Annotated in this window: 13 protein-coding genes; 5 read left to right on the forward strand and 8 right to left on the reverse strand. The window is 70.5% G+C overall.

The annotated features are described in order from the left end of the window. Nucleotides 1–259 precede the first annotated feature (259 nt). Together Atro_RS09355 and Atro_RS09360 are read right to left on the reverse strand one after the other, a co-directional pair. Nucleotides 260–787 (reverse strand): cytochrome b/b6 domain-containing protein, encoded by a 528-nt coding sequence (locus Atro_RS09355; RefSeq protein WP_497927357.1) that lies wholly within the window; start codon nucleotides 785–787, stop codon nucleotides 260–262. Nucleotides 788–790: 3 nt separating this feature from the next. Then, a complete protein-coding gene (locus tag Atro_RS09360) occupies nucleotides 791–1,057 on the reverse strand; it encodes a PepSY domain-containing protein (protein ID WP_497927358.1) in 267 nt (88 codons plus the stop codon). Between the two features lie 289 nt (nucleotides 1,058–1,346). On the opposite strand from Atro_RS09360, the gene Atro_RS09365 reads away from it, so the two are divergent. Next, complete coding sequence (locus tag Atro_RS09365) at nucleotides 1,347–1,511, forward strand: hypothetical protein (protein ID WP_497927359.1); 165 nt, start codon at nucleotides 1,347–1,349, stop codon at nucleotides 1,509–1,511. Between the two features lie 40 nt (nucleotides 1,512–1,551). Here Atro_RS09365 and Atro_RS09370 read toward each other — a convergent pair whose 3' ends face one another. Then, the gene (locus tag Atro_RS09370) at nucleotides 1,552–2,730 is read right to left on the reverse strand and encodes a multidrug effflux MFS transporter (protein WP_497927360.1); all 1,179 of its coding nucleotides are present in this window, start codon (nucleotides 2,728–2,730) and stop codon (nucleotides 1,552–1,554) included. 277 nt (nucleotides 2,731–3,007) lie between these two features. Here Atro_RS09370 and Atro_RS09375 point away from each other — a divergent pair, with 277 nt between their 5' ends. Then, nucleotides 3,008–3,673: a TetR family transcriptional regulator gene (locus Atro_RS09375; RefSeq protein ID WP_497927361.1), complete on the forward strand. Its 666-nt coding sequence runs from the start codon at nucleotides 3,008–3,010 to the stop codon at nucleotides 3,671–3,673. On the opposite strand, the gene Atro_RS09380 is transcribed toward Atro_RS09375, so the two are convergent. Next, a complete protein-coding gene (locus Atro_RS09380) occupies nucleotides 3,652–3,849 on the reverse strand; it encodes a heavy-metal-associated domain-containing protein (RefSeq protein ID WP_497927362.1) in 198 nt (65 codons plus the stop codon). The two genes, Atro_RS09375 and Atro_RS09380, sit on opposite strands and share 22 nt — an antisense overlap. A gap of 117 nt (nucleotides 3,850–3,966) precedes the next feature. On the opposite strand from Atro_RS09380, the gene cueR reads away from it, so the two are divergent. Next, nucleotides 3,967–4,383: a Cu(I)-responsive transcriptional regulator gene (gene cueR, locus Atro_RS09385; RefSeq protein WP_497927363.1), complete on the forward strand. Its 417-nt coding sequence runs from the start codon at nucleotides 3,967–3,969 to the stop codon at nucleotides 4,381–4,383. Nucleotides 4,384–4,427: 44 nt separating this feature from the next. Here the strand turns inward: cueR and bfr are convergent, their stop codons facing one another. Then, nucleotides 4,428–4,892, reverse strand: a complete 465-nt coding sequence (gene bfr, locus Atro_RS09390) for a bacterioferritin (RefSeq protein ID WP_497927364.1) — start codon at nucleotides 4,890–4,892, stop codon at nucleotides 4,428–4,430. Between the two features lie 211 nt (nucleotides 4,893–5,103). Here bfr and Atro_RS09395 point away from each other — a divergent pair, with 211 nt between their 5' ends. Next, complete coding sequence (locus tag Atro_RS09395) at nucleotides 5,104–6,024, forward strand: histone deacetylase family protein (protein WP_497927365.1); 921 nt, start codon at nucleotides 5,104–5,106, stop codon at nucleotides 6,022–6,024. A 55-nt stretch (nucleotides 6,025–6,079) separates the two neighbouring features. Further along, nucleotides 6,080–7,312: a TIGR03862 family flavoprotein gene (locus tag Atro_RS09400; RefSeq protein ID WP_497927366.1), complete on the forward strand. Its 1,233-nt coding sequence runs from the start codon at nucleotides 6,080–6,082 to the stop codon at nucleotides 7,310–7,312. 33 nt (nucleotides 7,313–7,345) lie between these two features. Here the strand turns inward: Atro_RS09400 and rhlE1 are convergent, their stop codons facing one another. The 3 genes from rhlE1 to hrpB form a co-directional block, all read right to left on the reverse strand. Then, nucleotides 7,346–8,671, reverse strand: coding sequence for an RNA helicase RhlE1 (rhlE1, locus tag Atro_RS09405; RefSeq protein ID WP_497927367.1), 1,326 nt, complete (start codon nucleotides 8,669–8,671; stop codon nucleotides 7,346–7,348). Nucleotides 8,672–8,928: 257 nt separating this feature from the next. Then, on the reverse strand, nucleotides 8,929–9,684 hold the full coding sequence (locus tag Atro_RS09410; protein ID WP_497927368.1) for an SDR family oxidoreductase: 756 nt from the start codon (nucleotides 9,682–9,684) through the stop codon (nucleotides 8,929–8,931). Between the two features lie 66 nt (nucleotides 9,685–9,750). Continuing rightward, entirely contained in the window at nucleotides 9,751–12,276 is a 2,526-nt protein-coding gene (gene hrpB, locus Atro_RS09415; RefSeq protein ID WP_497927369.1) for an ATP-dependent helicase HrpB, read from the reverse strand. Nucleotides 12,277–12,293 lie beyond the last annotated feature (17 nt).

Consider the following 12,293-nt stretch of genomic DNA (forward strand, 5'->3'; position numbering starts at 1 on the left):
GCCCGGCTGGCAGCCGCGCAGGGGCTGGCCTGCAAGCGATTCGTACAGTTTTCATCCAACCACCTCGCCGCGACTCGCCCTCCCCGTCCGTCCACAGGCGACTGGCCGCGGGGTGCTTCACGGACGCGCAAGCTGCGCTTTTCAACAATCGGCGGGGAAAAAGCTGTGGATAAACCCGGGATGAGCGAGCCGGACGCCGATCCCGTGCGGCTTGCAGCAAGCTGCGCAAAAAATCGCCAATCCGGCCCGAAAGACGTGGTTACAACTTGCGCCGCCGGCCGGTGATCATCGACAGCGGCAGGTTCTCGCGCAGACGGACGCTCTCCACCAGCGCCGCCGCCAGATGCAGACAGACCAGCACGAGCAGGCCGTTGGCCAGGAGCTCGTGCGCCTCCTCGACCGGCTCAGAGCCCCAGAAGTAGTCGACCTCCTGCATCAGGAAGCCGCTCGCGCCGAGACCGAAGATGCAGGCCATCATCAGGATCATCACCAACGCGCCCAGCGGCGAATGGCCGAGCCGGTGGTAAGGGCGCCCGGTTCGCAGCGCCTGCAGATGCTCGGCCAGGCGGGCGCGGGTCGGCCAGAAATCCGACCAGCGCGCCGCCGGCGAGCCGACGAAACCCCACAACACGCGGACGGGCAGCCAGGCCAGTGCGTAGTAGCCCAGCCAGACGTGCCAGGACTCGCCTTCCTCGGTGAAGAAGTAGTTGGCGACGAACACGCCGGCCAGCGACCAGTGGAACAGGCGCACCAGCGGGTCCCAGAGGCGCAGGGTCTCGTTGTTCATGGATCAGTCCTCGACTTCTTCCTTGATCGGCTTGCCGCTCACCGGATCGAAATAGATCTCGACCTTGCGCTTATCCTTGTCGAAGCCGTAAATCTCGTAGCAGTTGCCGCCGGTGACCTTGAACTTCTTGATCTCGTAGCCCTGGGCCTTGAGCTGCTCCTGGAACTTGGCCTGGTCCTGCCACTGGGACTTGTCGGTCATGGTGCACTGCGGGCCGGCGAGCGCCAGCGGAGAGGCCAGGGCGAGGCCGAGCAGAACGATCTTGCGCATGATGAATCCCTCATCTGGGTGGTTAAAGTTGCAGCAACTTTGTCCTTGAAAGCTTAAAACGACCTTAAGCGCCTGCAGGGGACAGGCCTGCCGGCTACTGGCAAGTATTGCAAGGCCGGCTCGTCCGCGGCGACACCGGACCAGCGAAAAAGATCGAAGCGCCGTACATTTCGGCGACGGAAGGCATTGACTCGCATCGGCTCCCCGCGTAGTGGCCATCTACACTATCGGCCACAAAACCCGGCAAGCGTCGCCGTCTCGGACGCACCCAGACACCCCAGGAGGAAGCATGCAAGTCATCGTGCAACCGGTCGCCCGCCCGCAGGGCTTCTGGAAAGTCCAGCTGGGACGGTTCAGCGTGCCCTTCCGCAGCGAGAACGAAGCCCGCCAGTACGCCATCCGCCTCGAGTCGCGCCTGAAGGCGCCCCATCCCTGGCCGAAGGGCGCGGACTGAACCCGCCCCGTAACAGCCGCTCTTTACGCCGACCTGCCGTTCAGCGCGCCCGCACCTCCAGTTGCCCGCTGTACCAGGCGAGCCCTGTCGCGGTCAGCGCACAGAGGCCGATCACCTGAGCCATAGGCAGCGCGCTGCCGTCGTGCAGCGCACCGACCAGCACCGAGGCCAGCGCCGCCACGCAGAACTGCAGGCTGCCCATCAGCGCCGAGGCACTGCCGGCCTGGCTGCCCTGCGCCGCCAAGGCACAGGCGGCAGCGTTGGGCATGATCGCGCCGAGGCTGGCGATGCAGACGAACAGCGGCAGCAGCAGCGGCCACAGCGCCGCGGGACGGGCCAGCGCCACCAGCAGCAGAATCAGCGCGCTCAGGGCATGCAGCCAGACCACCCGACGCAGCCAGAACCCCGGACCGCGCCAGTGCAGAACCCGGGCGTTGAGCTGGGAGACCAGGATGAAGCCGGCCGCATTGCTGCCGAACAGCCAGCCGTAGTGCTCCTCCGGGACCCCGTAGAGCTGGATGAAGATGAACGGCGAGCCGGCGATGTAGGCGAACATCCCGGCCATGGCCACCCCGCCGGCCAGGCTGAAGGTCAGGAACTCCCGGTCGCGCAGCAGCCTGGTGTAATGCCGCACGCCGTCGCCGAAGGACGGCCGCGGCGCATCGGCGGCCAGGGTTTCCGGCAGGTACAGGGCCACCGCCAGGCCGGTCAGCATGCCGAACAGGGTCAGGCAAAGAAAGATCGACTGCCAGCCGAACGCCTGGAGCAGCACGCCACCGGCCAGGGGCGCGAGGATCGGCGCCAGGCCCATCACCAGCATCAGCCGGGAGAAGACCTTCGCCGTGGTCAGCGGATCGCACAGATCGCGCACCACGGTACGCGCCACCACCATGCCAGCACAGCCGCCGAGGGCCTGGGCGAAGCGCGCCACGATCAGTTGCTCGAGGTTGCCGGCCAGGGCACAGGCGAGCGACGCCAGGCTGAACAGCGCGACGCCGAAAAGCAGCGGCAGGCGCCGACCGAAACGGTCGGCCAGCGGCCCGTAGCCCAGCTGGCCAATGGTCATACCTACGAAGTAGGCCGCCAGGGACAGCTGCACCTGCTCCACGTCGGTACCGAAGGCGACGGCCAGGGCGGGAAAACTGGGCAGGTAGAAATCGATGGCCAGCGGGCCGAAGGCCGTAAGGGCACCTAGAATCAGCAACAGGGGCAGAGTCAAGTGGGCAAGCTCCTACCGCAGCGAAGGCTGCCGCGGAATGTCTGGAGGAGAGGACAACGGACGGTACAGCGGCATCTGCCGGCTATTTGCAGCGATGCTGTGCGATACCGGCGAGCTTGTAAACAGGATGTAAACGGGGCACTCCGGGCAGACAAGAGAGGTAAACTCGCTCCCCCGACAAAGCGCGGCCGGCGCCCCGGACGGCTTCACTCGAGCATGCACGGGGCCACTGGCCAAACCAATATTCGACTTCATACCGCCAAGCATTCAGAACACTATGCGCCGAACCAAGGCCGATGCCGAAAAGACCCGCGAAGCCATTCTGGTCGCCGCCGAGCACCTGTTCCTGCAGAACGGCGTGGCCCACACCAGCCTGGAGCAGGTCGCCCGCGCCAGCGGCGTGACCCGCGGTGCGGTCTACTGGCACTTCCAGAACAAGAGCCATCTGCTCAACGAGATGCTCAACCAGATCCGCCCGCAGCCGGAAGAGATCGCCGAACGGCTGAACGCCCCCGGCGCGGTGCACCCCCTGCAGAACCTGCGCGATCTCTTCGTGGAAATCATGGCCGGCCTGGCCGGCAACGAGCAGAAGCGCAACATCCTGACCATCCTGCTGCTGCGCTGCGAGTTCACCGACGAACTGAGCGATGCGGAACAGCGCCACACCGACTTCATCAATCAGTTCATCGCCCTCGGCGAGGAACAGTTCGAGCGCGAGCGGGAACGCCTGCGCCCCGGCATCAGCGCGCGCCTGGCGGCCCGCCTGCTGCACGCCACCCTGGTCGGCATGCTCAGCGACCGCCTGCGCGATCCCGGCCTGTTCGACACCCAGGCCGAAGCACCGGCGATGATCGACGCCCTGTTCAGCGGCATGCTCGTCGACTGGCGGATCGCCGAACCGGCCGCGGGGCGAACGCCTTCTCAGGCGGGCGCCACCTCGTAGCCCTCCTCGCGGATCGCTTCCATCAATCGCTCGGCCGGCAACTCGCTGAGCACCTGCACCTCGCCCGTGGGCAGATCCACCTGCACCTCGGCCCCGGCATCCAGGGCCTGCACGGCCTGGGTGACGGCGCGCACGCAGTGACCGCAGCTCATGCCTTTGACCTGAAACTTCTGCATCGTGACGCTCCTCTGGAGTATGGATGCCCACAGTGTCAAGCTTGCCCCCCTGGCAAGGTCAAGCCCCCGCGCGGGGCGCCGGGCCGCCGGATCGGCCGTCAACAGGGGGAAGCAGCGATGAACATCGGCCAAGCAGCGAAACGCAGCGGCCTGTCCGCCAAGATGATCCGCCATTACGAGGCCATCGGCCTGATCGCGCCGGCCGGCCGCGGCGACAACGGCTATCGGCACTACACCGAGGCCGATCTGCAGCGGCTCGCCTTCATCAAGCGCTCGCGGGACTTGGGCTTCTCCCTGGAGGAGATCGGCCGCCTGCTCGGCCTCTGGCAGAACAGCCAGCGCACCAGCGCCGAGGTCAAGGCCCTGGCCAGCGCGCACATCGCGGCACTGGAGCGGCGGATCGAGGAACTCGCCGGCCTGCGCGACACGCTGCGGGATCTGGTCGATCATTGCCGCGGGGACGAGCGCCCGGACTGCCCGATCCTCCGGGAGCTGGAGTCGGGCGGCTGCTGCAAGGAGCAGGGCCTGTCCTGACGACAGGCCCGCAGCGATGCTCCGGCCGACGGCCGGAGCGGGGCTCACATCTGCGATTGCAGGTAGTTCTGCAGGCCGATGCGGTCGATCAGGCCGAGCTGCTGCTCCAGCCAGTAGGCGTGGTCTTCCTCGGTATCGTTGAGCTGGGCCTGCAGAATGTTGCGGGTGACGTAGTCGCCGAGCTGCTCGCAGAGCTCGATGCCCTTGGCCAGCGCATCGCGCACGTGGTACTCCAGGGCCAGGTCGTTGCGCAGCATTTCCGGTACGGTCTGCCCCGGATTGATCGGCTCGGGGCTCATGTCCGGCGTGCCCTGCAGGAACAGGATGCGCTGCAACAGCGCATCGGCGTGCTGGGCCTCTTCGTGCATCTCGTGGTCCAGACGCTCGTGGAGCTTGCTCAGCCCCCAGTCGGCGTACATCCGCGAGTGGAGCATGTACTGGTCGCGCGCCGCCAGCTCGCCGCGCAGCAGTCCTTTCAGATAGTCGACGACTTGCGCCTGTCCCTGCATTTCAACCCCCGGTTCTCTATCGGTAAAAAAGCGCGCAAGGATCCGCGTTGAGCGCCCCTTGGTCAAGCCCGGCAGCGCGCCGGGCTTTTCCCCAGCATAGCGCCAGAGGATGAGCGGGAAAACCCGCCACGACGGATTCGCGGCCGCCAGCGGCCTTGAGCCGCAGCGCGCGCGCCGGCGATACTCCGGTCCTGTCCCGCGGAGCCCCGCCATGTCCCTGCCGCTGGTCTACCACGACGCCTACAGCCCGCCCTTCCCGGACGGCCACCGCTTCCCTATGGAGAAGTTCCGCCTGCTGCGCGACCACCTGGTCGCCAGCGGCCTGACCAGCGACGCCGCACTGCGCCGCCCCGAGCCCTGTCCGGCGGAGATCCTCGCCCTGGCCCACGACCCGGCCTACATCGAACGCTACTGCAGCGGCGCGCTGAGCCGCGAGGAGCTGCGCCGCCTGGGCCTGCCCTGGACTCCGGCGCTGGCCCGACGCACCGTGCTGGCGGTGGGCGGCTCGCTGCTGGCCGCCGAACTGGCCCTCGAGCACGGCCTGGCCTGCCACCTGGCCGGCGGCACCCACCACGCCCACTACGATCATCCTTCCGGCTTCTGCATCTTCAACGACTTGGCGGTGATCGCCCGCTACCTGCTGGCGAGCGGACGGGCCGGCCGCGTGCTGATCTTCGACTGCGACGTGCACCAGGGCGACGGCACCGCGCGGATCCTCGAAGACACCCCGGACGCGATCACCGTGTCGCTGCACTGCGAGCAGAACTTCCCGGCGCGCAAGGCCAAAAGCGACTGGGACATCGGCCTGCCGCACGGCATGGGCGATGCCGACTACCTGAAGGTGGTCGACGACGCGCTGAACTATCTGCTGCCGCTGTACCAGCCGGACATGGTGCTCTACGACGCCGGGGTCGACGTGCACAAGGACGACGCGCTCGGCTATCTGCAACTCAGCGACGCCGGCCTCGCCGCCCGCGACAGCGCCGTGCTGCGCCACTGCCTGGAGCGCGAGATCCCGGTGCTCGGCGTGATCGGCGGCGGCTACGACCGGGACCGCGCCGCCCTGGCGCGGCGCCACGGCATCCTCCACCACAGCGCAGCGCGCCTCTGGCGGGAATGGGGTCTCGGCTGAAGCGGTGCCGCCGGCGGAGTAGAATGCGCGCCCCCTCCCCTGCCCCGGAGCCAGCATGCCCGACGTCACTTCCACTTCCGCGGTCGCCATCATCGGCGGCGGACCGGCCGGCCTGATGGCCGCCGAGGTGCTCAGCCAGGCGGGCCTCGCGGTCGAGCTGTACGAGCGCATGCCCTCGGTCGGACGCAAGTTCCTGCTCGCCGGGGTCGGCGGAATGAACATCACCCACTCCGAGGCGCGCGAACCCTTCCTGTCCCGCTACGGTGCCCGCCGCGAGGAGATCGGCCGGCTCTTGGCGGACTTCGACGCCGAGGCGCTGCGCCAGTGGGTGCACGGTCTGGGCATCGACACCTTCGTCGGCAGCTCCGGGCGGGTATTCCCCGCCGACATGAAGGCCGCGCCGCTGCTGCGCGCCTGGCTGCGGCGCCTGCGCGAAGCCGGGGTGCAGATCCACACCCGCCACCGCTGGCTCGGCTGGGATGCCGGCGGCGCCCTGCGCCTGGCCGGTCCGGCGGGCGAGCGGAGCATCCGCCCCGCGGCCTGCCTGCTCGCCCTGGGCGGCGGCAGCTGGGCGCGGCTCGGCTCGGATGGCGCCTGGGTGCCGCTGCTGGAAGCGCGCGGGGTGCAGATCGCCCCCCTGCGCCCGGCCAACTGCGGCTTCGAGGTGGCCGGCTGGAGCGCACACCTGCGCGAGCGCTTCGCCGGCACACCGCTGAAGCACATCGGCCTGCGCCTGGACGACGGGCCGGCGCGCCACGGCGAATGCGTGCTAACCGCCGGCGGCGTCGAGGGCAGCCTGGTCTATGCGCTGTCGGCAGAGATCCGCGAGCGCATCGAGCGCGACGGCAGCGCCACCGTCCTCGTCGACCTGCTGCCGCAGCAGGCCCCGGCCAGGGTGCTCGCCGCCCTGAACAAGCCGCGCGGCTCGCGCTCCATGGCCAAACACCTGCACGGCCAACTCGGCCTCGACGGGGCCAAGGCCGCCCTGCTGCGCGAACTGGCGCCGGCGGCGGCCTTCGCCGAACCGGCCCGGCTGGCCGAACTGATCAAGGCATTGCCGCTGACGCTGGTACGCCCGCGACCGCTGGACGAGGCGATAAGCAGCGCCGGCGGCGTGCCCTTCGAGGCGCTGGACGGCAACCTGATGCTGCACGGCATGCGGGGAGTCTTCTGCGCCGGCGAGATGCTCGACTGGGAGGCGCCCACCGGCGGCTACCTGCTCACCGCCTGCCTGGCCAGCGGCCGCGCCGCCGCCCGGGGCATGCTGCGCTGGCTGGAGCGGCGCTAGACGCCGGCGCCCGCGCGCCGGGTCTCGGCCGGCCTACTTCTTCTTGCCAGGCGCGCTCAGGTTGGGCATCTGGCGCACCGCTTCCACGGCCGGCCGGGCCTTGTCGTCGAGCAGGCCGCCGAGGTGGATGCGGCTGTTGCCGGCCGCGCCGGGGATCAGCTTCTGCTTGGGCTTCTTCGGCTTCTTCAGGATCGCCCCGCCCAGGGCGGTTTCCGGCACCCGGTGCTCGGGGCTGAAGTCCGGCTCCTCGTGGCGCGGCAACAGCTGGCGGATCAGCAGCTCGATGGCGGCCAGCTGTTCGACCTCGTCGGCGCAGACCAGCGAGATCGCCTCGCCGCTGGCGCCGGCGCGGCCGGTGCGGCCGATGCGGTGCACGTAGTACTCAGGGGCGACCGGCAGATCAAGGTTGACCACCAGCGGCAGCCCCTGGATGTCCAGCCCGCGGGACGCCACGTCGGTGGCCACCAGCACCTGCAGCTCGCCGGCCTTGAACTGCTCCAGGGCGCGCAGGCGCGCCGGCTGCGGCAGGTCGCCGTGGATCGCGCCGGCCCGGTAACCGCGCTGCTGCAGCTCTTCGGCCAGCCGCTCGACGCCCTTGCGGGTCCGCGAGAAGACCAGCACCTGCTCCCAGCGCTCGCGCTCCAGCAGGTGCAGGAACAGCTCGACCTTGCGCTTCTTGTCCACCGGGATCAGCCACTGGTCGACGCTCGGCGCCGCCGAGTTGGGCGCGCTGATCTCGATGGTCAGCGGATCGCGCAGCAGGCCAGTGGCGATCTGGCGGATCTCCTCGGAGAAGGTCGCCGAGCAGAGCAGGGTCTGGCGCTGCTTCGGCAGCAGGGCGAAAAGCTCGTCCAGCTCGCGGGCGAAGCCCAGGTCGAGCATGCGGTCGGCCTCGTCGAGGACGAGGATCTGCAGCCGGTCGAAGCGCACGGCGTTCTGCCGGTACAGGTCGAGCAGGCGGCCGGGCGTGGCCACCAGCACGTCGAGGCCCGGACGCAGCATCATCATCTGCGGGTTGATGCTCACCCCGCCGTAGGCCACGGCGGTGCGCAGCGGCAGCTCCATGCCGCAGGCGCGAATGGATCCATGGACCTGCTCGGCCAGCTCGCGGGTCGGCACCAGCACCAGCGCGCGCACCGAATTGGCGGCCACCGGCGGACCCTCCAGGGTCAGCCGCTGCAGCACCGGCAGGGCGAAACCGGCAGTCTTGCCGCTGCCGGTCTGCGCCGCCACCAGCAGGTCGCGGCCGGCGAGCAGCGCAGGAATCGCCTGGCGCTGCACCGGCGTGGGCAGGATGTAACCGAGTACGGGCAAAGTCCGCAAAAGAGGCTCGATCAGGCCAAGAGAGGCAAAGGTCATGACAGGCCACCAATATGTAAAGGCGCCATTTTACCCGCAAACTTTGCAGGGTTGCTCGAAAAATGGACAACAAGCGAAGCGGCGCCGGGCGAAAAGGACAGCTGACGACGAAACGAAGCGATTATTCCACGGCCGGCCGGAGTGCGAAGGCCGTTCCGGATACGCGGGCCGTACCGGGCGCGCATGTTCATATCCTGTCTCGCCGCCGTCGGCAAGCCTCCCCCCTCAGCCCCCACCCGCCAATGGGCCGCCAGCGGCTATTGGGCGAGCCGTGCCAGCAGCCGGGCGCGCCAGTCGTGGCCGGACAGCACCACCAGATGACGGCGGCGCAGCGCGCCCTGGAAGATCGCCTCGGCGACGTCCTGCGCCGCGGGCGGACGATCTGCCGTGTCGTCGAACGGGTCGTCACGACCCGGCTCGCCGGCGCGGGAGCCGGGACAGACCAGCATCACGTTGACCCCGTCCGCCGCCACCTCGAGGCGCAGCGCCTCGAACAAGCCGAGCAGGGCCTGCCGGCTGGCGGCCACGGCGCCGTTACCGGGGCGCGCCGCGGCGAAGGCGGACAGCGCGCCGGCCACGACGATCTGCCCGCGCCGCGCGAGCAGGCTGGGCAGCGCCGCCCGGGCGCAGTGCAGGGCGCCGAAGAAGTTGACCGCCATGACCTCGCGGAACACCTCCGGCTCGGTGTCGAGGAGGCTGCCGTGCCGGCCGACGGCGGCGCAGCAGGCCAGCAGGTCGATGCCGCCGAAGCGTTCGCCGACCAGCGCCACGGCACGCTCCACCGCCTGCGCATCGGTCAGCTCGCAGGGCAGGCCAAAGACCTCGGCATTGTGGTGATCGGCCAGGTGCTCGACCAGGCTGTCCAGCGCCGGCGGGTCGACGTCGAGGATGGCCAGCTGCGCGCCGGCCTGCGCCAGGCGCACCGCCAGCGCCCGGCCGACGCCGGAGCAGCCGCCGCTGATCAGCGCCACCTGGCGCTCGAATACCCTGCTGGCGAAGATCCTGCGATGCATGCTTCCTCCCTGGAGCGATGCGGGCAATCCTGCCGAGACCTTCCAGCATAGTCCGGCAGGCCGGGGCTACTGCCTCGGCTTGGCACGGGCGGTGGGTTCGGCGATCAGCGGATCGTCCGGCCAGTAGTGCTTGGGATAGCGGCCCTTGAGATCCTTCTTCACCTCGGCGTAGGTATTGGCCCAGAAACTGGCCAGATCCTGGGTGACCTGCACCGGCCGGCGCGCCGGCGACAGCAGGTGCAGCTTGACCGCCAGCCGGCCGCCGGCGAGGCGCGGCGTCGCGGCCAGGCCGAACAGCTCCTGCAGGCGCACGGCGAGCACCGGCGGCTCCTCGGCGTAGTCGAGGCGGATGCGCGAGCCGGAGGGCACGGCGATGGCGGTCGGCGCCAGCTCGTCGAGACGCTGCGGCAGCGGCCAGGGCAGCAGGCCGGCGAGGATGCCGGGCAGGTCCAGCGCGGCGAAGTGGCTGAGCCGCGAGACCCGCCCCAGATACGGCGCCAGCCAATCCTCCAGGCCCGCCAGCAGGGCCGCGTCGGACAGGTCCGGCCAGTCGCTCTCGCCCTTTTCCGCCACATCGAGGCGGCGCAGCAGCGCCACCCGCGCCTGCCACTGGCGCAGCTCGGGCGTCCAGGGCAGCAGCTCCAGGCCCTTGCGCCGCACCAGGGCGACCAGCGCCCGGCCGCGCGCCGCCTCGTCGAGCCCCGGCAGCGCCTGGCGCTCCAGCACCAGCTCGCCGACCCGCCGCTGGCGCTCGGCGCGCAGCACGCCCTCGCGCTCGTCCCAGTCCAGTTCGTCGCGCACCGTCACCTGCTCGGCAAGCACGCCGTCGAACAGCGCCGGATCGAGCTCGGCGGCCAGGTAGATGCGCTCCTCGCGCTGACCCTGGCGGCTGCCCAGCTCGGCGACCACCAGCCAGGCGTGCTTCATCAGCGCATCGGGCTCGGCGAACAGCGCGGCGCGGCCGTTGGCCAGGCGGTACTCGCCGCCGCCGGGACGCCGCTGGCAGGCGATGCGGTCCGGATAGGCGAAGGCCAGCAGCGCCCCCAGCCAGCGCGGATCGTCCGGATCGGCGACCGCCTCCTGCACGCCCTTCGGCAGCAGTCCGCGGTATTGCCGGGCCAGCTGGCGGGCGCGCTGCACGCCGCCTTGGGCGGCACCGCGCCCGGCCCTTTCCGCGCCGCTCAGCAGAACCAGCCGGCTGTGCAGGTCGGCGCCGGCACCAGGTCCGCGCAGGATGTCGCGCTCGCCGAGCAGCGCGGCGACGTCGCAGGCCAGCGCGCCGAGGCCGAGGGCCTGGCCACGCAGCAGCAGATGGGCGATGCGCGGGTGCGCCGGCAGCCCGGCCATGGCCTGGCCGTGAGCGCTGAGGCTGCCGTTGGCATTGAGCGCACCGAGTCGGGCCAGCAGGTCACGGGCCTGGGCGAAAGCGGCCGCCGGTGGCGCATCGAGCCAGGCGAGCTCGGCTGGTTCCACGCCCCAGCGCGCCAGCTGCAGGGCGAGCCCGGCGAGATCGGCCGCCAGAATCTCCGGGCTGTCGTGGGCGGCCAGCTGCTCGTGCTGGGCCTGCGACCACAGCCGGTAGCACACCCCCGGCTCCAGGCGCCCGGCGCGCCCGGCGCGCTGGGTCGCCGAGGCGCGGGAGATGTGCTGGGTGTCCAGGCGGGTCATGCCGCTGCCGGGATCGAAGCGCGGCACCCGCGCCAGTCCCGCGTCGACCACCACGCGCACACCGTCGATGGTCAGGCTGGTCTCGGCGATGTTGGTGGCCAGCACCACCTTGCGTTTGCCGCCCGGCGCCGGCTCGATGGCAGCGCGCTGGGCGGCAAGGTCCAGCTCGCCATGCAGCGGGCAGAGCAGGATATCGCTGCGTTCGCCCAGCGCCTCGGACAGCTGCTCGTGAATACGGCGGATCTCCGCCTGGCCGGGCAGGAACACGAGCAGGCTGCCGCCCTCCTCGTCGAGCGCCTGCAGCACGGTCTGCAGGACCCGCGGCTCGATCCGCTCGCCGGGCTGGTACGGACGCCCCCAGCGCATCTCCACCGGGTACATGCGCCCCTCGCTGCGCACCACCGGCGCATCGTCCAGCAGCGTGGCCAGCCGCTCGCCCTCCAGGGTGGCGGACATCGGCAGCACCCGGAGCGGCGTGTCGCGCAACAGGGCGCGGCCGTTCAGGGTCAGCGCCAGGGCCAGGTCGGCGTCCAGGCTGCGTTCGTGGAACTCGTCGAAGATCACCAGGCCGACGCCCTCCAGCGCCGGGTCGTCCTGCAGGCGGCGGGTGAGGATGCCCTCGGTGACCACCTCGATGCGCGTGCGCGGGCCGACCCGGCTGTCCAGGCGGATGCGGTAGCCGACCGTCTCGCCGACCGCCTCGCCCAGCTCGGCGGCCAGGCGCTCGGCGGCGGCCCGCGCGGCCAGCCGGCGCGGCTCGAGCATCAGGATGCGCTGCCCGGCGAGCCAGGGCTCGTCGAGCAGCGCCAGCGGCACGCGGGTGGTCTTGCCGGCGCCGGGCGGGGCCTCCAGTACGGCTTCGTGGCGCAGGGACAGGGCTTCGCGCAGGGCGGGCAGGACGGCGTCTATGGGTAGCGGGTTCATCGGACACTCCACGGCAG

This window comes from Azotobacter tropicalis (genome assembly GCF_059739045.1).